Source organism: Curvibacter sp. Hmag1.1 (assembly GCF_059769165.1).
On the sequence record NZ_JBMBGX010000002.1, the window covers coordinates 555,521 to 579,740 of the forward strand.

21 protein-coding genes and 1 pseudogene are annotated in these 24,220 nt (G+C 62.2%); 11 read left to right on the forward strand and 11 right to left on the reverse strand.

What is annotated here, in order from left to right:
* Positions 1 to 3 precede the first annotated feature (3 nt).
* The gene (locus ACOAP0_RS03045; protein WP_157673055.1) at positions 4 to 144 is read right to left on the reverse strand and encodes a hypothetical protein; all 141 of its coding nucleotides are present in this window, start codon (positions 142 to 144) and stop codon (positions 4 to 6) included.
* 39 nt (positions 145 to 183) lie between these two features.
* Positions 184 to 1,383 carry an FAD-dependent monooxygenase gene (locus ACOAP0_RS03050; protein WP_498376107.1) on the reverse strand — a complete coding sequence of 400 codons (1,200 nt, stop codon included), beginning with the start codon at positions 1,381 to 1,383 and terminating at the stop codon, positions 184 to 186.
* A 112-nt stretch (positions 1,384 to 1,495) separates the two neighbouring features.
* Between ACOAP0_RS03050 and ACOAP0_RS03055 the strand changes: the two genes are divergently transcribed.
* On the forward strand, positions 1,496 to 2,950 hold the full coding sequence (locus tag ACOAP0_RS03055) for a sensor domain-containing diguanylate cyclase (RefSeq protein WP_498375640.1): 1,455 nt from the start codon (positions 1,496 to 1,498) through the stop codon (positions 2,948 to 2,950).
* Here the strand turns inward: ACOAP0_RS03055 and cadR are convergent.
* Entirely contained in the window at positions 2,947 to 3,405 is a 459-nt protein-coding gene (gene cadR / locus ACOAP0_RS03060; RefSeq protein ID WP_498375639.1) for a Cd(II)/Pb(II)-responsive transcriptional regulator, read from the reverse strand. The genes ACOAP0_RS03055 and cadR overlap by 4 nt on opposite strands.
* A gap of 89 nt (positions 3,406 to 3,494) precedes the next feature.
* Between cadR and ACOAP0_RS03065 the strand changes: the two genes are divergently transcribed.
* On the forward strand, positions 3,495 to 4,112 hold the full coding sequence (locus ACOAP0_RS03065) for a cation efflux transmembrane domain-containing protein (RefSeq protein ID WP_498375638.1): 618 nt from the start codon (positions 3,495 to 3,497) through the stop codon (positions 4,110 to 4,112).
* Here ACOAP0_RS03065 and ACOAP0_RS03070 read toward each other — a convergent pair.
* Positions 4,109 to 4,495 carry a winged helix-turn-helix transcriptional regulator gene (locus tag ACOAP0_RS03070; RefSeq protein ID WP_498375637.1) on the reverse strand — a complete coding sequence of 129 codons (387 nt, stop codon included), beginning with the start codon at positions 4,493 to 4,495 and terminating at the stop codon, positions 4,109 to 4,111. The two genes, ACOAP0_RS03065 and ACOAP0_RS03070, sit on opposite strands and share 4 nt — an antisense overlap.
* 197 nt (positions 4,496 to 4,692) lie before the next feature.
* Between ACOAP0_RS03070 and ACOAP0_RS03075 the strand changes: the two genes are divergently transcribed.
* Entirely contained in the window at positions 4,693 to 5,580 is an 888-nt protein-coding gene (locus ACOAP0_RS03075; protein WP_498375636.1) for an SDR family oxidoreductase, read from the forward strand.
* A gap of 18 nt (positions 5,581 to 5,598) precedes the next feature.
* Here the strand turns inward: ACOAP0_RS03075 and acnA are convergent, their stop codons facing one another.
* The 4 genes from acnA to ACOAP0_RS03095 form a co-directional block, all read right to left on the reverse strand.
* Positions 5,599 to 8,460 carry an aconitate hydratase AcnA gene (acnA, locus tag ACOAP0_RS03080; protein ID WP_498375635.1) on the reverse strand — a complete coding sequence of 954 codons (2,862 nt, stop codon included), beginning with the start codon at positions 8,458 to 8,460 and terminating at the stop codon, positions 5,599 to 5,601.
* Between the two features lie 77 nt (positions 8,461 to 8,537).
* A complete protein-coding gene (locus ACOAP0_RS03085) occupies positions 8,538 to 9,806 on the reverse strand; it encodes an AMP-binding protein (protein ID WP_498375634.1) in 1,269 nt (422 codons plus the stop codon).
* A 5-nt stretch (positions 9,807 to 9,811) separates the two neighbouring features.
* A complete protein-coding gene (locus ACOAP0_RS03090) occupies positions 9,812 to 10,261 on the reverse strand; it encodes a hypothetical protein (RefSeq protein ID WP_498375633.1) in 450 nt (149 codons plus the stop codon).
* A gap of 3 nt (positions 10,262 to 10,264) precedes the next feature.
* Positions 10,265 to 10,669, reverse strand: a complete 405-nt coding sequence (locus tag ACOAP0_RS03095; RefSeq protein WP_498375632.1) for a phosphonate transporter — start codon at positions 10,667 to 10,669, stop codon at positions 10,265 to 10,267.
* Positions 10,670 to 10,846: 177 nt separating this feature from the next.
* On the opposite strand from ACOAP0_RS03095, the gene ACOAP0_RS03100 reads away from it, so the two are divergent.
* Positions 10,847 to 13,078: a molybdopterin-dependent oxidoreductase gene (locus tag ACOAP0_RS03100; RefSeq protein WP_498375631.1), complete on the forward strand. Its 2,232-nt coding sequence runs from the start codon at positions 10,847 to 10,849 to the stop codon at positions 13,076 to 13,078.
* A 105-nt stretch (positions 13,079 to 13,183) separates the two neighbouring features.
* Positions 13,184 to 13,936 carry a substrate-binding periplasmic protein gene (locus ACOAP0_RS03105; protein ID WP_481872908.1) on the forward strand — a complete coding sequence of 251 codons (753 nt, stop codon included), beginning with the start codon at positions 13,184 to 13,186 and terminating at the stop codon, positions 13,934 to 13,936.
* A gap of 51 nt (positions 13,937 to 13,987) precedes the next feature.
* On the opposite strand, the gene ACOAP0_RS03110 is transcribed toward ACOAP0_RS03105, so the two are convergent.
* On the reverse strand, positions 13,988 to 14,884 hold the full coding sequence (locus ACOAP0_RS03110; RefSeq protein ID WP_498375629.1) for a LysR family transcriptional regulator ArgP: 897 nt from the start codon (positions 14,882 to 14,884) through the stop codon (positions 13,988 to 13,990).
* Positions 14,885 to 14,965: 81 nt separating this feature from the next.
* On the opposite strand from ACOAP0_RS03110, the gene ACOAP0_RS03115 reads away from it, so the two are divergent.
* Together ACOAP0_RS03115 and ACOAP0_RS03120 are read left to right on the forward strand one after the other, a co-directional pair.
* Positions 14,966 to 15,622 (forward strand): LysE/ArgO family amino acid transporter, encoded by a 657-nt coding sequence (locus ACOAP0_RS03115; protein WP_481872910.1) that lies wholly within the window; start codon positions 14,966 to 14,968, stop codon positions 15,620 to 15,622.
* Positions 15,623 to 15,652: 30 nt separating this feature from the next.
* On the forward strand, positions 15,653 to 16,033 hold the full coding sequence (locus ACOAP0_RS03120; RefSeq protein WP_087494445.1) for an MAPEG family protein: 381 nt from the start codon (positions 15,653 to 15,655) through the stop codon (positions 16,031 to 16,033).
* A 39-nt stretch (positions 16,034 to 16,072) separates the two neighbouring features.
* Here the strand turns inward: ACOAP0_RS03120 and ACOAP0_RS03125 are convergent.
* Positions 16,073 to 16,663, reverse strand: a pseudogene (locus ACOAP0_RS03125) (IMPACT family protein); the annotation flags it as partial.
* 52 nt (positions 16,664 to 16,715) lie between these two features.
* On the opposite strand from ACOAP0_RS03125, the gene ACOAP0_RS03130 reads away from it, so the two are divergent.
* Positions 16,716 to 17,429 carry a hypothetical protein gene (locus tag ACOAP0_RS03130; RefSeq protein ID WP_498391311.1) on the forward strand — a complete coding sequence of 238 codons (714 nt, stop codon included), beginning with the start codon at positions 16,716 to 16,718 and terminating at the stop codon, positions 17,427 to 17,429.
* Positions 17,430 to 17,484: 55 nt separating this feature from the next.
* Here ACOAP0_RS03130 and ACOAP0_RS03135 read toward each other — a convergent pair whose 3' ends face one another.
* Positions 17,485 to 18,111 (reverse strand): TetR family transcriptional regulator, encoded by a 627-nt coding sequence (locus ACOAP0_RS03135; protein ID WP_498375627.1) that lies wholly within the window; start codon positions 18,109 to 18,111, stop codon positions 17,485 to 17,487.
* A 188-nt stretch (positions 18,112 to 18,299) separates the two neighbouring features.
* On the opposite strand from ACOAP0_RS03135, the gene ACOAP0_RS03140 reads away from it, so the two are divergent.
* The 3 genes from ACOAP0_RS03140 to ACOAP0_RS03150 are packed head-to-tail and all read left to right on the forward strand — an operon-like array spanning position 18,300 to position 24,172.
* Positions 18,300 to 19,565, forward strand: a complete 1,266-nt coding sequence (locus ACOAP0_RS03140) for an efflux RND transporter periplasmic adaptor subunit (RefSeq protein WP_498375626.1) — start codon at positions 18,300 to 18,302, stop codon at positions 19,563 to 19,565.
* 19 nt (positions 19,566 to 19,584) lie between these two features.
* Positions 19,585 to 22,740, forward strand: a complete 3,156-nt coding sequence (locus ACOAP0_RS03145) for an efflux RND transporter permease subunit (protein ID WP_498375625.1) — start codon at positions 19,585 to 19,587, stop codon at positions 22,738 to 22,740.
* Positions 22,733 to 24,172 (forward strand): efflux transporter outer membrane subunit, encoded by a 1,440-nt coding sequence (locus ACOAP0_RS03150; protein WP_498375624.1) that lies wholly within the window; start codon positions 22,733 to 22,735, stop codon positions 24,170 to 24,172. Before ACOAP0_RS03145 ends, ACOAP0_RS03150 begins: the two co-directional genes overlap by 8 nt.
* Positions 24,173 to 24,220 lie beyond the last annotated feature (48 nt).

Below are 24,220 nucleotides of genomic sequence, written 5' to 3' on the forward strand. Positions count from 1 at the left end.
CGCTTAGCCCAGAAACCGCAGCATCCCGTAAAGCGACAAGGCACCGCATACCACGAGCATGCCTGTTTTGACAGCGCGGTTGCTGGTGAGTGTGCCCGCAACGCTGCACACCAGGATGGCAATAAAGATAAAGCTGGTTTTCATGGCTGCGATGCTAACGGAGTGAAGCTGCGGTTTCGGTCTTCAGGCTGCGTTGTAGCCATACAGCCAAGGCACATCCAACAGCTTGTCGCCCAGCAACTTCATCGATACATCGCGTGCTACACGCATGGGTCCCTGAAGGTGAAAAATATCGCCATTGCGGATGGCACGGGCTTGCACCCGTGCATTGCGCTGCCAACGCGCCGCAGCGTAGTGGTTGAATCCTGCGGGCACATCGCCCGCGTGGGCTCGCAGTGACAAGCTGAGTTGCTGCGCATCTTCAATGGCCATGCCTGCGCCCTGGGCCAGGTAGGGGCGCATGGGGTGCGCTGCATCCCCCAGCAGGGCGAGCCGGCCCAGCGCCATTTCTTGCGCGCTACGCATCGGCGGACGGTCACTCAGGGCCCAGAGGCGCCAATCGTCAATCGCATGCACCAGGTCCAGCAAGGGGCCACCGGCATTTGCCAGCCGAACACGCAGCTCGCCGGCGTTGGCACTGTGGTCCCACACCGATGGGTCGCCCACTACCGAACCGTGCACGATGACGACCACGTTCAGCCATTCGCCACGGCGCACCGGGTATTGCACGGCATGGAAGTGCGGCCCCATCCACGCAGTGACTACCTGCGAGCGAACACCAGCGGGTAAATCACTCTGCGGCACCATGGCCCGGAATGCCAGATGGCCGGTGACGCGCGGCGCACCGTCATCCACCAGCTGGCGACGCAGTGCACTCCACACGCCATCGGCACCAAGCACGCCGCTCGCATCCAGCTCGCGGCCGTCATGGGTGAGCACCTGCACCCGCTCGCCCACGGGGGCCACACTGGCAATCCGGGTGTTGAGGTCGATGTCGATACCTCCAAGGGACTCCACGGCCTCGCGCAAAAGAGCGTGCAAATCCTGCCTTGCAATGGTGGCGTAGGGTGCGCCATAGACGGCCAAGGCCCTTTCGCCCAAGGGCAAGGTACCCAGCAATTGGCCGCTGAGGGCACTGCGCACTTCCAGTCTGTCCGGAAAAGCAGCGACGTCTGCCACCGCCTGCTGCAGACCCCAGCCATGGAGGATGCGGGTCACATTGGGGCCGAGCTGCACACCGGCGCCTACTTCACCGAATGCGGGAGCCTGCTCGACGAGACTAAGCCCTTGGCCTTGTGGGCCGAAAGCCCCGTGCCGGCCGCACGCCAACGCCGCTGCCAAGCCGCCTATGCCCCCACCCACGATGACCATGTTGTCTTCCATGGGCATGGATTCTGCCGTGTTGCCCCCGCGAAAACACTGAGGCAGCGCAAATCACGTGCAGGCGGCTTGCAGCGCTATAGTGGGGTTGTCGTTGAACTCATCCATAAAAACCATGGCCAGCCACACCGATTTTGAGTTGCTCTTCGACTCAGCCCCCATATCTCTCTGGCTGGAAGACTACAGCCTGCTCAAAAACCTGTTCGACCAGTGGCGCTCTGAGGGAGTCACTGAGCTGGAAACCCATCTGTTTGCGGACCCGCGTCGTGTACAAGCCTGTGCAGACTGCTACCGGGTGCTGCGCGTCAATCGCCAGACCTTGTCAGTATTTGCGGCCCAAAGCCAGGATGAATTGATCAACCGCTTGGGCGAGGTGCTGCGCGGGGACACTTACACTCGCATGTTGCCCGAGTTGCTGGCGTTCTGGCAGGGGCAATTGCAGTATTCCGGCGTGACTGTGAACTACGCGCTGGACGGCCGGCGCATGGACGTGCGCATCAGCATCCGCATCCTGGAAGGGCACGAGGACACTTGGAGCCGTGCCATGGTGGCGATTGAAGACATCACCGAGCACACCCTGGCCCAAGGCTTGCTGGAAAGCAGCGAACGCCATGCGCGCAACCTGTTTGAGTTTTCACCGGTGTCGCTCTGGGTGGAGGATTTCAGTGGTGTCAAGACACTGATGGACGAGGTGCGGGTCTCCGGCATCAGCGATTTCAAGACCTTTTTGAGCGTGCATCAGGAGTTTGTGCACCGCTGTATGGAGCGCATCCGGGTGCTGGATGTCAACCAGCACACCCTGCAGATGTTTTCTGCCAGCAGCCGACATGACTTGCTGAGCCAACTGGAGCGCGTGTTCCGGGACGAGATGCAGCACTCGTTTGCAGAGCAGTTGCTGGACCTGTGGAACGGCAAAACCGTGCAAACCCGCGAGGTTATCAACTACTCGCTCAACGGAGAGCTGATCAACATCCACATGCAGTTCTCGGTGCTTCCGGGCTATGAACACGACTGGAGCCTGGTGCTGGTCTCGCTGGTGGACATTACCGCCCGCAAAAAGGCTGAGGCCTACCTGGAGTACTTGGGCAAGCACGATGCACTCACCCAGTTACGCAATCGGGCTTTCTTTGTCGAAGAACTCAACCGCATCTCCCGCAAAGGCCCCTGGCCACTCAGCGTGATGGCCATGGACCTCAATGGGCTCAAGCATGTGAACGACAACCACGGCCACGCCGCCGGCGACGCCATGCTGCGCCGTACGGGCGAAGTACTTTCCAAGGCCACGGCAGGCCAGGCGCTCTGTGTGGCACGCACCGGGGGAGATGAGTTTGTGATCCTCATGGCAGGCCATGACGAGCGCGCAGCCCAGGCCCTGAAAGAGCGCATTGACTCCATGCTGGAGATGAACAACCAGTTCTACCCCGGCCAGAAGATCAGCCTGTCCATTGGCGTGGCGAGTTGCCATAGTGCGGCTGAGGTGGAAGAAGCCGCTCAGCTGGCGGACCAGCGCATGTATGCCGCCAAGCGACGCTTCTACGAAGAAGCCAAGCTGGAGCGACGCAGCAACTAGGCGCTGCGCCCCTGCCCTTTGCGGTGGGTGCCTTGCATATGCCCGTGCCCTGCCGGATTGGGCGCATGCATGGAGAGGCCTTCCAGAATGCCGCAATGCTCGGCATCAAGTGCGCCCTGGCACTGTGCACGCAAGCCTTTGAGCTGTTTTTCCAGGGCCCGCAGCTCGCGAATACGCTGTGCCACGTGGCCGATGTGGGCGTCCAGCAAGGCATTCACATCCGCGCAGTTGTCGCCCGGCGCATCCTGAAACGCCAGCAGTGCGCGGATCTCGTCCAGACTCATGTCCAGGCTGCGGCAGTGGCGGACAAACTGCAGGCGCCGGGTGTGGGCGTCCGAGTAGTGACGGTAGTTGGCATCAGTGCGGGCGGCAGCGGGCAGCAAGCCCTCGCGCTCGTAGTAGCGGATGGTTTCCACCGGGGTGGAGGTGGCCTTGGCCAGATCGCCGATTTTCATGATGTGCTATGCAATAACCTTGCTGCAGTGTAGCGCTTGACCCTGAAGTGGCTACAGGGTTTCCAATGTCAACATTGAAAGGAAACACCATGTCTCACGCTTGCGAACACCACACCCCTGCTGCCCACAGCATTCTTGACTTGCCCCGCTACAGAAGGGTCTTGTGGGCAGCCTTGTGGATCAATGCGGCCATGTTCGGCGTGGAACTGTTCAGCGGCTGGCATTCGGGCTCGCTGTCCCTTTTGGCGGACTCGATTGACTTTGCGGGCGATGCGCTGAACTACGGCGTATCACTCGCAGTGCTGTCTGCCGCCCTGGCTTGGCGGGCCCGCGCGGCCGTGGTCAAGGCGCTGTGCATGATGGGCTTTGGCACCCTGATATTGGGCCGCGCAATCTGGAGCCTGTACACCGGCACCGTGCCCGATGCCACCACCATGGGGGTAGTCGGCCTGTTGGCGCTGGTGGCCAACGTGGCGGTGGCCTGGATGCTCTATGCCTTCCGCGAGGGCGACGCCAATATGCGCAGCGTGTGGTTGTGCTCACGCAATGACGCGATCGGCAATGTGCTGGTCATGCTGGCTGCGGCAGGGGTACTCGGTACCGGCAGCGGCTGGCCGGATTTGCTGGTGGCCGCCGGCATGGCTGCACTGGCCTTGCACGGCGGCAGGCAGGTGATGCGCCAGGCCCGCCGGGAACTGGCGGGCTAAAGCGCTTCGTGCTTGGGCGGTGGCACATAGGCCACCCGGGCATCGCGCACCAGCTGGTGGTTTTCATCCGCCCAATTCAGCAACTGCCGCATGGGCTGCATGAAAGACTCGCCCAGCGAAGTCAGTGAGTAATCCACCCGTGGCGGTACCGTCGCATGGGCCGTGCGCAGCACCAGACCGTCTTGCTCCAGCCGGCGCAGCGTTTGCGAAAGCATGCGCTGGGAAATGTCGCCGATAGCATTTTTGAGCACACTGAAACGCATGGTCTGGTGATCTTTCAGCATCAGCAACACCAGCATGCTCCAACGGTCGCCCATGCGCTCCAGCACATCACGAATAGGGCAACGTTCGGCCCAGTCAACCTTGGATTTATGGACGGACATCGTTTCTCCTTCATGGCCTCACTAGCCGCTGTGTTGGTTACTTTTAAGTAACCAAGTGACTTTGCACACCCTACTTGTGCTCTATTTTCGCATGAGTACCATTCCAATAGCAACGATAAAAGTGAATGTTGGTACTTATTAAATACCTAGTCACTCGGGTGCATTCGTTAATTTCCATCGTTATCAAGGACAAAACCATGAGCTCCAGACTTCTCGTTACCGGCGCATCCGGACACCTCGGCCAGCGCGTCATCCACCATCTGTTGAACACCCTCCAGGTGGCGCCTGAACGCATCATTGCCACCAGCCGCAAAGTGGACAGCTTGCAGAATCTGGCGGCTTTGGGCGTGACCGTTCGCGCAGCCGATTTTGAAGATGCGGCCTCCCTACAAGCCGCGTTTGCGGGTGCACAACGTGTGTTGCTCATCAGCACCGACGCGCTGGACCGCCCCGGCCGCCGCCTAGCCCAGCACCAAGCCGCTGTGTCTGCCGCAGTGAGCGCCGGTGTGCAGCACCTGGCCTACACCTCCATGCCCCTGCCGGACAACTCGCCCCTCTTGATCGCCCCTGACCACGCTGGCACGGAAAAGGCCATTGCCGCTAGCCCCTTGGCCGGTTGGACCATTCTGCGTAACCACTGGTACTTTGAGAACCTGTTCATGTCCTTGCCTTCCGCATTGGCCAGCGGACAGTGGTACTCCGCCGCAGGCCAGGGCAAGGTCGCGCACATTGCCCGTGACGACCTGGCCTTGGCGGCGGCCACAGCACTTCTGAAAGACGAAGGCAAAAACACCTACACCCTGAGCGGCGCCCAAGCTTTCACGACCGAAGACATCGCTGCTGCCGTGAGCCAAGCCACCGGCAAGGCCTTGCAAGTGGTGCACGTGCCTCTGGAAAGCCTGATTCAGGGCATGGTGGGCGCCGGCTTCCCCGAGCCATTGGCAGCCGTGTTCGCGTCTTTCGACACCAACACCGCGGCCGGCCGCGTAGCGGACCTGACCAGCGACTTCCGGAAGCTGACCGGCAAGACCCCCCTGCCGTTTGCGCAATGGCTGGAAACCAACAAGGCCGCCTTCGCAGCCTAATCCGGAAACGGGGTGGACTCAGCCCGCCAGCAACTGCCGCAACACAAAGGGCAGGATGCCGCCGGCGCGGTAGTAGTCCACCTCCACCGGAGTGTCTATGCGCAACAGCAAGGTGTGGCGGGTCTGGGTGCCGTCCGCCCGGGTCACCAGCAGCTGCGCCTCGCTTTGTGGGGCGAGGTCGGCATCCGGAACGATGCTGATGGTCTCGTTACCCGTCAGCCCCAGGCTCTTCCAGCTCTCGCCGGCCTTGAACTGCAGCGGCAACACGCCCATGCCCACCAGGTTGGAGCGGTGAATGCGCTCAAAGCTCTGCGCCACCACCGCCTTGATGCCCAGCAAGTGCGTGCCCTTGGCCGCCCAGTCCCGGCTGGAGCCGGTGCCGTACTCTTCGCCCGCGAACACCACCGTGGGAATGCCGGCCGCCTGGTAGCGGGTGGCAGCGTCGAAAATGGAGAGCTTTTCTACGCTGCCTTCAGCGCCCTGGTACACGGTGACACCGCCCTCCTCACGCGAACCATCTTCTTTGGGCGGCACCATCAGGTTCTTGATGCGCACATTGGCAAAGGTGCCTCGCACCATCACCTCGTGGTTGCCGCGGCGCGCGCCGTAGGAGTTGAAGTCTGCTTTCTGCACACCATTCGCCACCAGCCATTGCCCGGCCGGCGAGCTCTCTTTGATGTTGCCGGCAGGCGAAATATGGTCGGTGGTGATCGAGTCCCCGAACAGCGCCATGATGCGTGCGCCCTGTACCGTCTCTGCAGACACTTTGGAGCCTTTTGAGCCCTTGGCGCCCGTGGAATCTGCGCTAGCAGCTCCTTTTTCCATAGCAAAGGTGTCAAAGAACGGCGGCTTGGCGATGTAGGTGCTGGCCGGCCAGGTGTAGGTCTGGCCGCTCACGCCCTTGATCTCTTCCCACAGCTTGCCCGGCTCTGACTTCACCTTGGCGTAGTTGGCGCGGAAGGCTTTGCCGTTCATCGCAAATTTGAGCAGCTTGTAGATTTCGTCGCTGCTGGGCCAGATGTCGCCCAGGTACACGTCCTTGCCACCTTTGCCCTGCCCCACCGGCTGAGTCATCAGGTCGCGGGTCACGTTGCCGGCAATCGCATAGGCCACCACCAGCGGCGGGCTGGCCAGGAAATTGGCCTTGAGGTTAGGGTGAATGCGCGCCTCGAAGTTGCGGTTGCCTGACAGCACCGCAGCGCAGACGAGGTCGTTTTCGGTGATCACCGCGTTGAGCTCGGGCGCCAGGTCGCCGGCATTACCGATGCAGGTGGTACAGCCGTAGCCCGCCAGCGAAAAACCCAGCTTCTCCAGGTAAGGCAGGAGGCCGGTGTCCGTCAGGTATTCGGTCACGATGCGCGAGCCAGGGGCCAGGCTGGTCTTGATATGTGGCGCCACGGTCAGCCCTGCCTTGACCGCCTTTTTGGCGAGCAGGCCAGCGGCCAGCAAGACGCTGGGGTTACTGGTGTTGGTGCAGCTGGTGATGGCGGCAATCAACACATCGCCGTTTTGCACCAGCAGCGGCGTGGGCTCCGCCTTGCCTTTTTTGGCGGGTTTTTCTGCAGCCACAGCCAAAGGCGCGGGGTATAGCGTGTGCAGGGTGGCGGCGTCTTTGTTGAAGCCGTTAGCCGTGCCCGGCAGGCTGAACAGCTCAGTGAATTTGTCGGCCACATGGCCCAGCTCGATGCGGTCTTGCGGGCGCTTGGGGCCGGCCAGGCTGGGGGTCACGTCCCGCAGGTCGAGCTTGACGACGCGGGTGTAGGCAATGTCTTTCATCTCGGCAGATGCACTCTTGCCACCCGGCACGCCAAACAGCCCTTGGGCGCGGAAGTAGGCTTCAAACGCTGCTATCTCGGCCTTGGTGCGGCCTGTGCCCTTGAAGTAATCCAGGGTGCGCTCATCCACCGGGAAGAAGCCCATGGTCGCGCCGTACTCGGGCGCCATGTTGGCAATGGTGGCACGGTCCGGCAGGGCCAGGTTTTCGGTGCCTTCGCCAAAGAACTCCACAAAGCTGCCCACCACTTTTTCGCGGCGCAGCATCTCGGTCACCCGCAGCACCAGGTCGGTGGCGGTCACGCCCTCGCACAGCGCGCCGGTGAGCTCAAAGCCCACTACATCCGGCGTCAAAAAGTACACGGGCTGGCCCAGCATGGCGGCCTCGGCTTCGATGCCGCCCACGCCCCAGCCCACCACACCGATGCCGTTGATCATGGTGGTGTGACTGTCGGTGCCCACCAGGGTGTCGGGGTAGTAGATGGCGGCTTGCTTGCTGCCGTCCGCTGCGCGGGGCTGCTTGGCCTTGTGCACGCCGCGCGCCAGAAACTCCAGGTTCACCTGGTGCACGATGCCAAAGCCCGGCGGCACCACGCCAAAGGTGTCAAAGGCCTGCATGCCCCACTTCATGAATTCGTAGCGCTCGCGGTTGCGCTGGAATTCCAGCCTCATGTTCAGGTCCAGCGAGTTTTTGTGGCCGTAGTCGTCCACCATGATGGAGTGGTCCACCACCAGGTCCACCGGCACCAGCGGCTCGATGCGCGCCGGGTCCGCACCCAGCGCGGCGGCGGTGCTGCGCATGGCGGCCAGGTCGGCCAACAGGGGCACACCGGTAAAGTCCTGCAGCACCACGCGGCTCACCACAAACGGAATTTCGGCCGTGCGCTCGGCTTGGGGCTGCCAGTTGGCCAGCTGGGCTACATGGGAAGGCGTGAGCTTACGACCATCGCAGTTGCGAAGCACGCTCTCCAGCACGATACGCAAGGACAGAGGCAAACGCCGGATGTTGGGAAACTGCCGCGCCAGATGCGGCAAGGAGTAAAGCTGCCCGGCTTTGCCGGAGGCAGTTTCAAAAGGCCGGAGGGTGGATGCGAATGCGTGTGGCACTAGGGGCTCCCCAAGGACATGAAAGAAACATTCTGTCAGCAGCGCAATGACTGTTCTGTGACCAGTGGCTTTGTCAATTAAGGAACGGTGTCCACCGGCCAGTCTGTGGGCTTGCCTTGGGCATTCACAGGCAATGCGCTTCCGAACGCCATGTGCGCCGGTCGCGCAACGGGTGCAAGATGCTTGCGGCACCAAGCACCCAGTTCCTCACGCACAGCCTCATAGGATGAGGCCGGTTCTGCCGGAACCACGAAGGCTTTGATGCGCGGCGTGCCTGCAAAGGCGTGCAAACGCAGTGCCACAGCCTGCACCGCAGGGTGCTCTTGCAACTTGGCCTGTAGCTGCGCCAAATCCACATTCACCCCGCCAACTTGCACGGTCGCATCCAAACGCGAGCCAGGTACAAAGCGCCCGCCATCCAGCCACGTCAATGCATCCTGCAGGGCCACCAGGCTGGTGTTACCGTCGAAATGGGTACGCTGCAAGTGGGGGGACTCCGTCACTCGTTGCCAGAACGCATGAAGCTTGAAACCGTCCACTCCGGCACCGGACGCTCGCCAACCCACGCCTGCAGTTTCGCTGCTACCGTAAACATGCAAAAACTCCTGCAGGCCAGCCCCCAGCGCCGTCTGCGCGACATCTTCGGGGCACGGTGCGGTGGAGCTGACACCGGTCACACCCCCAGGAAAACGGGGAGGCGTTCGCAGCGCTGCGCGCCACCAGTCAGGAAAGGCCACCACCAGATCCCCCTGTCGCAGCGACTGTTCAAGCCCCAGCGGCGCGCGTCCCTGTATGTTCAAGACCGGCACAGCAGGCTGACGCAGGATGCGTGGCAACAGCACCGTGAATAGAAAACCATAGATGTGGTGGCTGCGGACCGTGGAAACCACGCGCTCCACAGGTACACTCTGCTCAGCCAGCACTGCAGCCATGGCATGCATTTCCTGCACCAAGTCACCCAGCGGATGCACGCAGCTCTTGGGGGTACCGGTGCTGCCCGATGTACGAAAGCGCATGGACATGCGGGCACCGCTTTCGGCATACGCGGCTTCCATGGCAGTCGCGAGCACTCCGGACCACCCGTGCCATGTGGGATGCTCATGCATGGCGTCCACCATGTCCGGGGTTTGCGTGGGTAACGCGTCGGCAAACGCGGCGAAGAGCGACATCATTTCCAGGGAGTCTGCTTGCAGATCGCGCACCCAATGGATATCAGTTTGCACCGCGGCCGGCCAAGCCCAACCCCCGGGCCTGAGCAAGGCCATTTCAGATTGAAGGAGGTCGGCCACAAAGCGCTGCAGCAACCCGGGCTCACGCCACCAGAGAAGCGCTTCGCCGGGGGCCATGCGCTTTAGCGAATCCAGGCGGCTTGCAAGCGCTTGAGCCGCCAAGCGCCGGATGCATCGGTGATGACCACCATCAGAGTGTCTGGGTCTGCTGGCAAGCGCATGATGGTCACGCCCAAGGCAATAGGGGCGTCTTTGGCCGCCTTGTTCTCGGGTAGCAGCAATTGGAAGTCTTCACACAAGATGACGTCTTTGGAATTGGGGAACTCCTGCACCAGCATGCGCACGTCTTTCGACACCTTGTCGAAGATGTCGAAGATATTGAACTCCACATCATGCATACCGATGGTGCTGAGCAGCTGCGAAGCCATGGGGTTCATCAGCACAATCTCACCCGAAAAGCGGGCTCGTACCAAACCTATGGGTGCGAGATGCAAAAACTGCAGCAGCGCGCTGTACTCCAGCCTCAGCTCGCTGTCGCTCAAGCCGCTTTCGGAGTCTTCACCAAGCTCCATGGCTCAGGCCTTGGCAGGTGCTGGTGTGCGCAACACCAGAATAAAACGCAAGCTGGCTTCGGGCTGGGCCAAAAGCCGCACCTGAACCCTTGTGGGTCGCATGCGGAAGGTCAGCACGTAGGGCATGGTCTCGTCCAGTGCCTCATTGGCTGCAGCGGCGTCCTCAAAGCGGGTGGCGACGAGATAGTTGTTGAAGCAGGGGGCGAGTTCCACGAACACGTGTTGCCCGACGACCACCTTGGGGTCAAACATGGCGGCTTTGGATTCGTGGGCGTTGTAACGCTGAATGTGGCCACTGGCATCAAACCCGATGACCCCGTAGGGCAACGCGTCCAACTCCTCTGCCGGCAAGGCATTCAAGGTCGCGCACAGTCCGGGAGTATCAAAAGCCAACAACTCGTTATTCATACATTGTCCCAAGAAGCACAAGAGCCGGATAACCCGAAAAACCCATACTAGCATTCCCTCCAGGCTTTGTCCCCAGCACCAATCGCTAGACCGGCACGCCAGCCCTGTCGCATGGGTTCTGGACAAGTTGGCGCCACCCGGCAATAAAGCGCAATCGCAACCAAAAGCACCAGAATCATGAGCGAGACAAGCCCCCCAGTGCACACCCACCACCGTATCTGCCCCCTGTGCGAGGCCTGCTGCGGGCTGGAAATCAAGGTCCAGGACCAGAAGGTCATCAGCATCCGCGGGCACGAGGCCGATGTCCTGAGTCGCGGCTATATCTGCCCCAAGGCGATTGCCCTCAAAGACCTGCATGAAGACCCCGACCGCCTGCGCACCCCGCTGATCAAGCGCAACGGCAAACACGAACCCGCGACCTGGGACGAGGCCTTTGCCGAAATCGAGAAGCGCCTCCCCCCCCTCATGGCCGCGCACGGCAAGCACGCTGTGGCCATGGCCGTGGGCAACCCGTCTGCCCACAAGATCGGCCTGCTCACCTACTTCGGAAAGCTGGCGCGCGCCATCGGCAGCCGCAACGTGTTTTCCGCATCGACCCTGGACCAGATGCCCAAGCAACTGGCCAGTGGCCTGATGTTCGGCCACTGGCTCTCCACTGCCCTGCCCGACATCAGCCGCACCGATTTGCTGGTGGTGATTGGGGCCAACCCGCTGGCCAGCAACGGCAGCATGTGGACCGTGCCCGATTTCAAGGGCAAAGCCAAAGCGCTGCAGGCCCGGGGGGGCCAGCTCATCGTGATCGACCCGCGCCGCACAGAAACAGCCGCCGTGGCCGACGCGCACCACTTCATCCGCCCGGGGGCCGACGTGTTTTTGCTGGCGGCCATGGTGCAGGTGCTGTTTGAGGAAAAATTGGTGAACCTGGGACGCGTGGCCCCTTGGGTGCAAGGGGCTGAGGCGGTTCGCGCAGCGGTAGCCGGCTTCACGCCTGAAGCTGCGGCGTCTCGTTGCGGCATGCCGGCCGACACCATCCGCAGCCTGGCGCGCCAGATTGCCAGCACGCCCAAGGCGGCGGTGTATGCCCGCATTGGCACCTGCACCCAGCAGTACGGCACGCTGGCGAGCTGGTTGGTGGATGTGCTCAACACCCTGACCGGCCACCTGGACATGGAAGGCGGCATGCTGTTTGCCAAATCTGCCGCCTTTGCCAGCAACACCGTCGGCAAACCCGGCATTGGCAAAGGCGTGAGCACAGGCCGCCACCATGCCCGCGTGAGCGGCGCACCCGAGGTATACGGCGAACTGCCCATCACCTGCATGGCCGAAGAGATCGAAACACCGGGCGAGGGCCAGGTGCGTGCACTGATTACCGTGGCTACCAACCCGGTACTCTCCAGCCCGGACGGCCCGCGCCTTGCCAAAGCGTTGGACTCGCTGGACTTCATGATCAGCCTGGACATTTACCTGAACGAAACCACCCGCCATGCGGATGTGATCCTGCCCGGCCTCTCGCCGCTCGAAGACTTGCACTACGACGTGGCTTTCCCCCAGCTCTCGTGGCGCAACCACGCGCGCTACAGCGCACCCGTGTTGCCCCGCCCCGAAGGCCAGCCCGAAGAGTGGCAAACCCTGCTCAAGCTCACGGCCATCGTGCAAGGCCAGAGCGCCCGGCAGGACGCCGACCTGCTCGACGACCAGCAGTTTGCCGATGACGCCAACCGCCTGTTCGGCCCCCATGCCGCTGCTGTGATCGCAGCAACCGGCAGCTTGCGCGGCCCCCAGCGCGGGCTGGACGTGGCACTGCGCAGCGGCCCCTACGGCGACCAGTTCGGCCTGAAGCCTGAAGGTTTGAATCTGAAAAAGGTCATGGCCGCCAGCGACAGCGGTGGCATTGACCTGGGCGAGCTGCAACCCCGCATTCCCGAAATGCTGCGCACCCCCAGCGGCAAAGTGGAGCTCGCGCCTCCGCTTTTGCTACAAGATTTGGAGCGCGCCGCCCAGGATCTGCGGGCGCCAGCACCCGATTTGGTCATCATCGGTCGGCGGGATGTGCGCACCAACAACAGCTGGATGCACAACCTGCCCACGCTGGCCAAAGGTCCTTTCCGCTGCACGGCGCTGATCCACCCTGACGATGCTGTGCGCTACGGAGTGGAGGACGGCGGCATGGCCACCCTGCGCAACGGGCACCGCAGTGTGCAGGCGCAAGTGCAGGTCAGCACCGACATGATGCCCGGCGTGGTCAGCCTGCCGCACGGCTGGGGCCACAACCTGCCGGGCGCGCAGCTGCGGGTAGCGGCAGAGCGCCCGGGCGCCAACATCAATGCCTTGCTCGATGACCAACTTCGGGACCCGCTGTCGGGCAACGCCGTGCTGGGCGGCGTGGCCATCACTATGGAAGCTGCATGAAGGTAACTAAGGCCAGATAGTCAAGATTGGAGGGGCGGACTCTACTCTCAGGTTGAAAAGGCATTTAGGATGTCCGGCCACTTCGAGAATAGGTTGGAAAGCCCCATGAGAACAGCGTTGCGTTTGGCTACGGCTTGTCTGGTCATGTCCCTGACGCTGGCCGCCCACGCCCTGACTTTCCGCGCAGCGAGCGATCCTTACCCACCCTATGGTGACCCCAAGCATCCCGATGGCGGCTTGGGAATCGAGATCATCCGCGCGGCCTACAAGACGCAAGGCCATGAGGTCACGATGGAATATGTGCCCTGGGCCAGGGCAGAAGCCGGGGTCAAGAACGGGACCTACGACATCCTCCCCTTCACATGGCGAACAGATGCCCGAGAGAAAGTGCTACTTTTCAGCGCACCGTTTGCCGTAGGCAATGTCCGCTTCATCAAACGCAAGGGCGACCCCTTCAATTTTCAGGGAATGGAAAGTCTGGAAGGAAAGCGCATAGGCGTTATCCAAGGCTATGGGTATAGCGATGCTTTTGCGCAGTCCACCGGCTTCATGCGGGAAAACGGAAAAGACCTTCCCACCAATGTCCACAAGCTCCTGCTAAAGCGCCTAGACCTGACGATCGAAGACGAAACCGTGGCTCGCGCGGCCCTCTTTGCAGACGGCCCCGACATGCTGGAACAGATTGAATTCGTGAAAACGCCTTTGGCAGTCAACCCCCTCTACATCACCGCGGGAATGCAAAACCCGTTGGCTCAGGAAATCATCAGTGCCTTCAACAAGGGGCTGGAGATCATCAAAGCCAATGGCACGTATGACCGGATCTTCAAAAAATACGGCGTAGAGCGTTCTGTACGCTGATACGCCCCTGATTCATTCCGGCGCGAAAGCCTGCCTCGCTCCAGAGAATGCCTAAAGCAGTGCCTGCCCTGCCGCAGCCACCACACTGCGGGTGAGGCGCTCCAGTTCCGGCAAGGGCTGCTGGGCGACTTGCCAATACAGCGGCACATCCAGCGCGCGACCCGGCACCAGCTCCACCAGACGGCGCTTGTCCATATGCTCTTGCACCGAGAGCAGCGGGTTCATGCCCCAGCCCACATCGGCCAGCGCAGCATCCACAAAAGCCTGCGATGAAGGCAAGCGGTGGGCCGGCAGCATCACATCGCGGCGCAGCTGGCGGCGCACCCATCGCTCCTGCAGGCGGTCGTTGCGGTCAAACACGATGCTGGGCGCGCGGGCCAGGGTGTCGGCATTCACCCCCCCGGCGAAGTGCTGTTGCATGAAGGCAGGCGAGGCCGTGGCGCAATAGCGCAAGGTACCCAGCTTGCGCACCTTGCAGCCCTGCACCGCCTTGGCATGTGAGGTCACTGCGGCCAACACATGGCCACGGCGCAGCCATTCGTTAGTCTGGTCCTGATCGTCCACCGCCACATCCAGTAGCACCCGGCTCTGCGCGCAGAAGTCGCGCATGGCAGTCACGAACCAGGTGCTCAGGCTGTCTGCATTGATGGCGATGCGAATGGTGGTGTGCTCGGCCTGCGCATCTTCCGGGGCCAAGGCCGGCAGGTCACGCCGCAAATCGTGCTCCAGCATGGCCACCGAATCCGCGTGGCGGCAGATGCGGGCACCTGCCTCGGTGGCAGTACATGGCTGCCCCCGCACGATCAGCACCGCCCCCACCCGCTCTTCCATCTGGCGGATGCGCTGCGACACAGCCGATGGCGTGATGTGCAGTACCCGCGCGGCGCGCTCGAAGCTGCCTTCGCGCACCACAGCGGCGACAGTGGCAAGCAATGTGGATTCCAGCATGGTCAAGCTTTATGAAGTATGGCTAATTCCAGCGTAGCAGATTTCATGTGATTTTCAGCACTTCAACCCGATACTTGCGCCATGCAAGAACCCTCCGACTTCCTGGCCACTCTTACCACCGCACTGCCCAGCGTCATGACCGGCCTGACGCTCAGCCTGTCACTCATCATGGCCATCGGTGCCCAAAACACCTTTGTGCTGCGCCAAGGGCTGCGCCGCGAGCATGTGGCTGCGGTGGTGGCCGTATGCGCCCTGCTGGATATCACCTTGATGACCATCGGCGTGAGCGGGCTGGCCGCTACCCTGGGCAACTATCCGCGTGCCTTGAACGCGCTGGCACTGGCCGGCGCTGCTGTAGTGGGCTGGTACGGACTCTCGGCCTTGCGCCGGGCGCTGGCACCGCATGCCATGCATGCGCAGCTCCAGGGAGCGCCGCAAACCCTGCGCAAAACCGTCATTCAGGTTTTGACCATCAGCCTGTTGAACCCGCATGTGTATCTGGACACCGTGATTCTGGTGGGTGCGGTCGGTGCCAAGCAGGCTGCCGGCACCCAGGGCTGGTTTCTGGTGGGAGCCGGTGGCGCCAGCGCGCTGTGGTTCATCACCCTGGGCTTCGGCGCGCGGCTTCTCAGCCCGCTGTTTGAACGCCCCGTGGCCTGGCGGGTGCTGGACCTCCTGGTCGCGGCGATGATGGGCCACATCGCCTACAGCTTGTGGTCGCAAGCGACTGTGCTGTAGGCTCAGCGCTCTTTCATCAAGGAGACAAATATGAATTGGTTGGATCTGGTCACCGCAGTGGCGATTGCGCAGTACATCTGGTTTGGAGTGCTGGTAGGCCAAGCCCGTGGACGTTACGGGGTGCATGCACCGGCCGTCACCGGCCATGAAACGTTTGAGCGCTATTACCGCGTGCAGATGAATACCCTGGAGCTGCTGGTGCCTATGGTGCCAGCCATGTACCTGGCGGCGCGCTACTGGTCGCCGGTGTGGGTGGCAGCCGCGGGCGCCGTCTACGTGGTGGGCCGCTTCATTTATTTGCGCGCCTATGTCTCCGACCCCAAAACCCGCACCTTGGGCTATTCACTCAGCGCCTTTCCGCTGTTGGGCTTGTTGGTCGCGGTGGTTGCGGGCGTGTTCATGGCGGCTTGAACGCCATTGGCGGCCGGCAGCTCGCTCTGCCGGTTCTGCAGCGGTCAGGTCTATCCATTCCACTTGCCCGCTACCAGCATCGTTGAGGCGGGCCACCAAAGCGGTAGCAGCGTGGGCGGGCAGCGCGAACTCCAGCTCTACCCGCTCGCCATGGCGCACCTCACCCAAGGTGGCACCCGCAGCGTCCAGCTCGCGGCGCATGCGACCTTCCAGCGGGTAGGGCACTGCGCACTTCAGCGCCTGCATTTTCACAATAGCTACTTTTTCGGCTTGCAGCAAAGCCTGCGCCACCGTGTCGGTGTAAGCGCGCACCAGCCCGCCTGCACCCAGGTTCACGCCACCGTAGTAACGCACCACCGTGGCCAGCACTCCTTCCAGATCCTGATGGCGTAGTACGTCCAGCATGGGCCGTCCGGCGGTACCGCTAGGCTCGCCGTCGTCCACTGCCGCCGAATGCCCACCCGCCATCAGCGCCCAACACACGTGCGTGGCGGTGGGGTGCTCGGCCCACAAGTCCGCCACCACCTTTTGCGCTGTAACGCGATCCGCCACCGCTTGCACCCGGCCGATAAACCGGCTCTTTTTGACGATGAGTTCGCTGTTGCTGGGTTTTGCTATCGTGTGCGCCATGACCGGAGTGTAGATTCCGCCTGCATCGTCTTTTTCCTTCGTAACCATGTCCATGACCCGTCGCACCCGGTTTCTGCTGGCCCTGACCACCTTGCTCCTGGCGGCACTGGCCGGTGGCGCCTATTGGCTGCATGGCAACCTGGACCGGCTGGTGCGGCAAGCCATTACCCGCTATGGCAGCGAGATCACCGGTGCGCCAGTCAGTGTGGCAGCCGCCAGGCTGGAGCCCACCAATGGCCGCGGCGAGCTGCGGGGCTTGCGCATCGGTAACCCAGCAGGCTTCAAAACGCCCTATGCAGTGCAGGCAGACCGCATAGAGCTGGAGCTGGATCTCAGCTCACTCGCCTCGGACGTGGTGGTGATCCGCAAAATTGCGGTCATTGCAGCGGATGTGATTTATGAAAAGGGTGAGCGGCAAACCAACTTTGATGCGCTACAGGCCCAGATTGCCAAGGCCGTAGGCCAGTCTTCCAACACAAGCCCCGGTAAGAAACTGATCGTGCAGGAGCTGGTGGTGCGCAATGCCCGCGCGCAAGCCAGCGCGGCCTTCCTGAGCGGAAAAACCGTCACAGTGACTTTGCCCGACTTGCAACTGCGTGACTTGGGCAAAGCCGAAGGTGGCCTGACCCCGGCGCAGCTGGGCCAGAGGATTGCGGCTGCCATGGAAAAGCGGCTGACCGCTGCGGTCAGCTTTGACAAGTTGCTTCAGTCGGTCGGCGGCGCACTGAACCGTGCGGGTGACGCGCTGCAGGGACTTTTCAAGTAAAAAGCGCGTCTTGCGCCTTTGGAATATGCGCGAGCAGCTATTCTTTTGATAGCAATCACACTACCGATGAAGTCTTCAAGCCGGCCAGGTAGGCGTCCAGCGTAGCCAAGCCCACGGCTTCGAGGTCAAAGGCCTCCGGGTCCAGCAGCCAGTTGTATTTGATGCCCCCCACCAGCGCAAATAGGCCGATGGTGGCGTTGCGCAAGTGAGCATCGGCCTTGATGTGGCCCCGCTGTTGGGCGATCTGGAGCAGGCGCTGCATGTCATCCATGCACTCGTTGCGGCCGCTGATCTTGCGCTGCTGCATCTCCTGCATTTCATCGACGTACTCCACCTTCTGCATCGCGATTTCAAACACGCGGCGTACTTGCGCGTCGCTGGCGACCTGGCGCAAGGCGGTGGCGGTATTGCGGCGGATTTTGTCCAGCGGACGGGCTTCGTCGTCCGGGGTGATCTCTGTCATGCGGGCCATCATCGGCAATGTGACCCGCTCCATCATGGCGTGAAAGAGTTCGCCCTTGTTTTCAAAATGCCAGTAAATCGCGCCCCGGGTCAGGCCCGCATCCTTGGCAATTTCCTGCAGGGACGTGCGCGACACTCCGCGCTGGTGAAATACACGTTCAGCAGCGTCAAGGATCAGTTCGCGGGTGGCTAAGGCTTCTTCTTTGGTGCGGCGGGCCATAGATTGACCTCATAAAAATGTGCGGGTATTGTAGTTTTTTCGAAACATACATTCGTGAATGTATGTATACTAACCTCCATTGTCGCGGTCTGCTTCGCTATTTCTTGAGGGTTTGCCCTAGATCAAGCCGCCGGCAAGTCTCACCCCCGATTACCGCCCCAACTACCTCTGTCACAAGGGAAATCTGTATGTCGCTGTTCCGTCAGACCCAGGGTGCCTCACCCGCTCTCTCCTCCGGCCGTGTGGCCTTGTTGGCCATTCCATTGGCTGTAGCCCTGGTGGCCTGCGGCGCCAAAGACGGTGCCCAAGGCGCCGGCGGACCGCCCGGTGGCGGCATGCCCCCTGCTGAAGTCGGTGTAGTGACCGTGTCCAGCCAAGCGGTGGCTTTGCAATCGGAATTGCCGGGCCGCGTCAGCGCCCTGCGCGTGGCACAAGTGCGCGCCCGTGTGAGCGGCTTAGTGCTGCAACGTGCCTTCCGCGAAGGCAGCGAAGTCAAAGCTGGCCAGGTGCTGTACCAACTGGACTCGGCCCCCTACCGCGCTGCGTTCGAGAGTGCCCAAGCTACCGTGGTGAAAGCCCAGGCCACGCTGGCGCAAGCCACCGCCCAAGTGGAGCGCAACAAGGCGCTGGTAGAAGCCAACGCCATCAGCAAGCAAGAGTTCACCACCCTGCAAACCGCCCAGCGTCAGGCAGAAGCCGATCTGGGTGTTGCCAAAGCCGCAGTGGAGACCGCGCGCATCAACCTGGCTTACGCCACCATCACGGCCCCCATCTCCGGTCGCATCGGCCAATCGTCTGTGACCGAAGGTGCATTGGTAGGAGCCTCTGACACCACTGCCCTGGCCACCATTCAGCAGACCAACTCGGTCTATGTGAACTTCACCCAGTCCAGCACCGAAGTGCTGCGCCTGCGCAAAGCCATTGCCTCCAAGCAATTGCGCGCCTCGGGCGACGGCTCAGTGCCGGTGCGCATCGTGCTGGAAGACGGCAGCGAGCTGCCCAAGGCCGGCAAGCTGCTGTTTAGCGACCTGACAGTGGACGCCACCAGCGGCCAGATCACCCTGCGCGCCGAAGTGCCCAACGCCGACGGCCTGCTGTTGCCAGGCCAGTACGTGCGCGTGCGCTTGTCCCAGGCAGAGCTGCCCTCCGGCATCATGGTTCCGCAGCAAGCGGTGACCCGCACCAACCAGGGCGACACCGTACTGGTGGTCGGCGAAGGCGGCAAGCCCGGTCCGCGCCCCGTGAAGCTCGGTGGCAATGCCATCAACAACCAGTGGGTGATTCTGGACGGCTTGAAAGAAGGCGACCAGGTCATCGTGGACGGCTTCCAGAAAATGATGGTGCCCGGCGCCCCCGTGAAGCCCGTGCCATGGACTCCCGGTGCGGCACCCGCTGGCGCCCCGGGCGCATCCGCTTCCGCCCCCGTTGCAGCCGCGTCTGCAGCTGCCAAATAAATCGCTAGAGGCACATTCCATGGCTCAGTTTTTTATCAACCGCCCCATCTTTGCGTGGGTGATCTCGCTGTTCATCCTGGTGATGGGCGGCGTGGCCATCACCCAGCTGCCGATCTCGCAGTACCCGCCGGTGGCACCACCGTCCATCGTCGTGAACACCGCTTACCCCGGTGCATCAGCCCAAACGCTGGAGGACAGCGTGCTGTCCGTCATAGAGCGCGAAATGAACGGCTCCCCTGGCCTGATCTACATGGAGTCGGTCGCGCAAGCGGACGGCTCCGGCAGCATCACCTTGACGTTTGAGACCGGCACCAACCCCGACCTCGCGCAGGTGGATGTGCAGAACCGCTTGTCACGCGCCACCCCGCGCTTGCCAGCGGCGGTCACGCAGCAAGGCGTGCGCGTGGACAAATCACGCTCCAATTTTCTGATGTTCACCATGCTGTCCTCCGACAACCCGGAGACCAGCACGATTGAACTGGGCGACTACGCCTCGCGCAACATCGTGCCCGAGTTGCAACGCTTGCCCGGTATCGGCCAAGCCCAGCTGTTCGGAACCGAGCGCGCCATGCGCATCTGGCTGGACCCGGCCAAGCTGGCCTCGTTCAACCTGTCTACCGCAGAAGTCAACTCAGCCATCAGCGCGCAAAACGCCCAGGTGTCTGCCGGCGCCATCGGCGACCTGCCCAACATCACCGGCCAGAGCATTGCAGCAACCGTGGTGGTCAAAGGCCAGCTCGCCAGCGTGGCGCAGTTCGGCAATATCGCGCTGCGCAGCAACGCCGACGGCTCGGCCGTGCGTCTGAAAGACGTGGCTCGCATTGAGCTCGGCGCCCAGGCGTATGCCACCTCAGCCCGGTTGAATGGCAAGCCTGCCATCGGTATCGGCGTGCAGCTGGCCCCCAGCGGCAACGCCATGGCCGCAGCCAAAGCCGTGCGCGCCCGCATGACCGAGCTGCAGGCCTACTTCCCCAAAGGCATGAGCTGGAGCATTCCTTACGACAGCTCGCGTTTCGTGAACATCTCCATCAAGCAAGTGGCCGAAACCCTGGTCGAAGCCGTGGTGCTGGTGTTCCTGGTGATGTTCCTGTTCTTGCAGAACTGGCGTTACACCATCATCCCGACCATCGTGGTGCCGGTGGCGCTGCTGGGTACTTTTGCCACCCTGCTGGCGCTGGGCTTCTCGATCAACGTGCTCACCATGTTCGGCATGGTGCTGGTGATCGGTATCGTGGTGGACGATGCCATCGTGGTGGTGGAAAACGTCGAGCGCATCATGAGCGAAGAAGGCTTGCCACCACTGCAAGCCACCAAGAAGGCCATGGGCCAGATCTCGGGCGCCATCATCGGTGTGACCGTGGTGTTGATTGCCGTGTTCGTACCGCTGGCTTTCTTTGCCGGCTCGGTGGGCAACATCTACCGCCAGTTCTCGGCGGTAATGGTGAGCTCGATTGCGTTCTCGGCCTTCCTGGCCTTGTCGCTGACCCCTGCCTTGTGCGCCACGCTGCTCAAGCCTGTCGAGGCCGGCCACGCGCACGCCAAGACCGGCTTCTTCGGCTGGTTTAACCGCCGCTTTGACTCCACCGCCAAAGGCTACGAAAGCCTAGTGGCCCGCTTGCTGAAAAAAGCCGGCCGCTACCTGGTGATCTATGTGGCCATCATTGCCGGTGTGGCTGTGGTGTACCTGCGCTTGCCCACTTCCTTTTTGCCGGGTGAAGACCAGGGCAACATCATCGTGAACGTGCAGCTGCCCCCGGGTGCCACCCAACAGCGCACCTTGAAAGTGATGGAGCAAGTGGAAGGCTTTATCCTCAAGCAACCTGAAGTCGAAGGCATGGTGGCTGTGTTGGGCTTTAGCTTCTCCGGCCAGGGCCAGAACGCCGCATTGGCTTTCGTGACCCTGAAAGACTGGTCGCAGCGCGTGGGCCCCGAGCATTCGGCGCAGGCATTGGCCGGCCGCGCCTTCGGTGCACTCATGGGCATCCGTGATGCATTCATCTTCCCGTTGGCGCCGCCTCCCATTCCTGAATTGGGCAATGCCACCGGCTTTACCTTCCGCCTGCAAGACCGCGGAGGCAAGGGCCACGCGGCGCTCATCGGAGCACGCAACCAGCTGCTGGGTATGGCATCCAAGAGCAAGGTACTCACCCAAGTGCGCCCTGATGGTCTGGAAGATGCGCCGCAGCTGCAAATCGACATCGACCGCGACAAAGCGAGCGCTTTGGGTGTGAGCTTCAGCGCCATCAACAGCACCATCTCCACGGCGCTGGGTTCGAGCTATGTGAACGACTTCCCGAATGCGGGCCGCCTGCAACGGGTGGTGGTGCAAGCTGAAGGCACGGCGCGTATGCAGCCGGATGACATCCTGAAGTTCAACGCCATCAACAGCAGCGGCAAAGCAGTGCCCTTGTCTGCCTTTGCCACCACGCAATGGGTGACCGGCGCGATGCAAACCGTGCGCTACAACGGCTACTCCGCCGTGCGCATCAGCGGTGCAGCAGCTCCCGGCTTCAGCACCGGCGAGGCCATGGCCGAAATGGAGCAACTGGCAGCCAAGCTGCCCGAAGGCTTCGGCTTTGAGTGGACTGGCCAGTCCCGCGAAGAGAAGAAGGCCGGCTCGCAAGCGACGGTGTTGTATGCCTTCGCGATCCTGGCGGTGTTCTTGTGCCTGGCTGCGTTGTACGAGAGCTGGTCCATCCCACTGGCGGTGATTCTGGTCGTGCCCTTGGGTGTGTTCGGTGTCGTGTTGGCCACCTTGTTCCGCGGCTACGCGAACGACGTCTACTTCCAGGTGGGCCTGATCACCATCATCGGTTTGTCAGCCAAGAACGCGATTTTGATTATCGAGTTCGCCAAGGACTTGCAAGCCCAAGGCAAGAGCGTGATCGAGTCCGCCTTGTCGGCAGCGCACCTGCGCTTCCGCCCCATCGTGATGACGTCGCTGGCGTTCATGTTAGGTGTGTTGCCTCTGGCGATTGCCAGCGGTGCGGGCTCGGCCAGCCAACGTGCCATCGGCACAGGCGTGATCGGCGGCATGGTAGCGGGCACCATCCTGGCGGTGTTCTTCGTGCCGATCTTCTTCGTGGTGGTGCGCAGCATCTTCAAGGGCAGCGAACGCCAACACCAATTCGACGTTGAACACGGACACCAGATCGGAGCGCAATCCCATGAGTAAGCATTCTTTCCAACGCCCTGCCCTGCGTCTGGCCACCCTGTCGGCGGCGCTGTGGCTGGCTGGTTGCAGCTTTATTCCTACCTTCACCCGGCCCGCTGCTCCCGTGGCGCCTGCCTTCCCCCAAGTTGCGGTAGCCAGCACACCCACTGCCGACGCCAAAGCGGCGGCAGACATTGAATGGCAAAGCTTTTTCAAAGACGCACGCCTCAAGCGCCTGATTGAGCTGTCTTTGGAGAACAACCGCGACCTGCGCGTGGCAGCCCTCAACATCGAAGCGACCCGGGCCAAGCTGCAAGTGGCCCGTGCCGACCAGTTGCCCACCGTGAATGCTGGCATCAACGGCAGCCGCGGCCCGGCTGCCAGCGGCGCCATAACCAGCAGCTATACCGCCGGCCTGAGCGTCACGGCCTATGAGCTGGATTTCTTCGGCCGCGTGCGCGCCCTGAGCCAAGCGGCCCAGTCGCAACTGCTGGCGACCGAGGAAGCCCGCAAGACCGTGCAGATCAGCCTGATTGCGTCGGTCGCCAACACCTACCTCACGCTCTTGGCCGACGACGAGCTGCTGCGCGTGACCCGCGAAACACTCAAGACACGGCAAGAGAGCCTGCGCCTGATGCAGCTCAAATACGACAACGAAGCTGCCTCCAAGCTGGACCTGAGCACCGCCCAGAGCCAGCTCGAAGCTGCCAAAGTGTCACTGGCCCAACAAACCCGCCAACGTGCGACTGACGAAAGTGCTCTGGTGCTGCTGGTAGGCCAGCCCTTGCCGGCGGACCTGCCGGCCGGCCTGGGCCTGGTAGAGCAAGGCTTCTTGAGCGACCTGCCGGCCGGGGTGCCGTCGGAGTTGCTGGTGCGCCGCCCTGATGTACGCCAAGCCGAGCAAAACCTCCTTGCGCTGAACGCCAACATCGGTGCAGCACGTGCAGCCTTCTTCCCGCGCATCACGCTCACTGCCAGCGCAGGCGTGGCCAGTAGCGACCTGGACACCTTGTTCAGCAACGGCACCAGCGCCTGGACCTTTGTGCCCCAGCTGCTGATGCCCATCTTTGATGCGGGCCGCAACAAGGCCAACCTGGAAGCTGCCAAGGTGAACAAAGACATCGCCATCGCCCAGTACGAAAAAGCCATTCAGACCGGCTTCAAGGAAGTGGCCGATGCTTTGGCCGGCCGCGCCACCCTGGGCGAACAACTGCAAGCCCAGACCGCGCAGCTCGTCGCTACCCAAACCACCATGCAACTGACCGACCTGCGCTTCAAAGCTGGAGCGGCCAGCTCGTTCGAGGTTCTGGAAGCTCAGCGCTCTTTGTTCGCAGCTCAACAGGCGCAGGTGCAGGTGCAAACCCAGCAACTGCAAAACCTGGTGACCTTGTACAAAGTGCTGGGCGGTGGATGGACCGAAGCTGCCGACGTGCAAACAACAGCCCAGCCTTAAAGTAAAAACGGGCGCTAGCGCCCGTGGAACATGCGCGAGTAGCTCCTG

Bases quoted from the DNA above. Each gene is read 5' to 3' on its own strand.
- ACOAP0_RS03075 (WP_498375636.1), top strand. From the start codon at position 4,693: ATGAGCTCCAGACTTCTCGTTACCGGCGCATCCGGACACCTCGGCCAG.
- ACOAP0_RS03045 (WP_157673055.1), bottom strand. From the start codon at position 144: ATGAAAACCAGCTTTATCTTTATTGCCATCCTGGTGTGCAGCGTTGCG.
- ACOAP0_RS03105 (WP_481872908.1), top strand. From the start codon at position 13,184: ATGAGAACAGCGTTGCGTTTGGCTACGGCTTGTCTGGTCATGTCCCTG.
- ACOAP0_RS03145 (WP_498375625.1), top strand. From the start codon at position 19,585: ATGGCTCAGTTTTTTATCAACCGCCCCATCTTTGCGTGGGTGATCTCG.
- ACOAP0_RS03065 (WP_498375638.1), top strand. From the start codon at position 3,495: ATGTCTCACGCTTGCGAACACCACACCCCTGCTGCCCACAGCATTCTT.
- ACOAP0_RS03140 (WP_498375626.1), top strand. From the start codon at position 18,300: ATGTCGCTGTTCCGTCAGACCCAGGGTGCCTCACCCGCTCTCTCCTCC.
- ACOAP0_RS03085 (WP_498375634.1), bottom strand. From the start codon at position 9,806: ATGGCCCCCGGCGAAGCGCTTCTCTGGTGGCGTGAGCCCGGGTTGCTG.
- ACOAP0_RS03070 (WP_498375637.1), bottom strand. From the start codon at position 4,495: ATGTCCGTCCATAAATCCAAGGTTGACTGGGCCGAACGTTGCCCTATT.
- ACOAP0_RS03055 (WP_498375640.1), top strand. From the start codon at position 1,496: ATGGCCAGCCACACCGATTTTGAGTTGCTCTTCGACTCAGCCCCCATA.
- ACOAP0_RS03130 (WP_498391311.1), top strand. From the start codon at position 16,716: ATGACCCGTCGCACCCGGTTTCTGCTGGCCCTGACCACCTTGCTCCTG.
- ACOAP0_RS03100 (WP_498375631.1), top strand. From the start codon at position 10,847: ATGAGCGAGACAAGCCCCCCAGTGCACACCCACCACCGTATCTGCCCC.
- ACOAP0_RS03050 (WP_498376107.1), bottom strand. From the start codon at position 1,383: ATGGAAGACAACATGGTCATCGTGGGTGGGGGCATAGGCGGCTTGGCA.
- ACOAP0_RS03150 (WP_498375624.1), top strand. From the start codon at position 22,733: ATGAGTAAGCATTCTTTCCAACGCCCTGCCCTGCGTCTGGCCACCCTG.
- ACOAP0_RS03120 (WP_087494445.1), top strand. From the start codon at position 15,653: ATGAATTGGTTGGATCTGGTCACCGCAGTGGCGATTGCGCAGTACATC.
- ACOAP0_RS03095 (WP_498375632.1), bottom strand. From the start codon at position 10,669: ATGAATAACGAGTTGTTGGCTTTTGATACTCCCGGACTGTGCGCGACC.
- cadR (WP_498375639.1), bottom strand. From the start codon at position 3,405: ATGAAAATCGGCGATCTGGCCAAGGCCACCTCCACCCCGGTGGAAACC.
- ACOAP0_RS03110 (WP_498375629.1), bottom strand. From the start codon at position 14,884: ATGCTGGAATCCACATTGCTTGCCACTGTCGCCGCTGTGGTGCGCGAA.
- ACOAP0_RS03135 (WP_498375627.1), bottom strand. From the start codon at position 18,111: ATGGCCCGCCGCACCAAAGAAGAAGCCTTAGCCACCCGCGAACTGATC.
- ACOAP0_RS03090 (WP_498375633.1), bottom strand. From the start codon at position 10,261: ATGGAGCTTGGTGAAGACTCCGAAAGCGGCTTGAGCGACAGCGAGCTG.
- ACOAP0_RS03115 (WP_481872910.1), top strand. From the start codon at position 14,966: ATGCAAGAACCCTCCGACTTCCTGGCCACTCTTACCACCGCACTGCCC.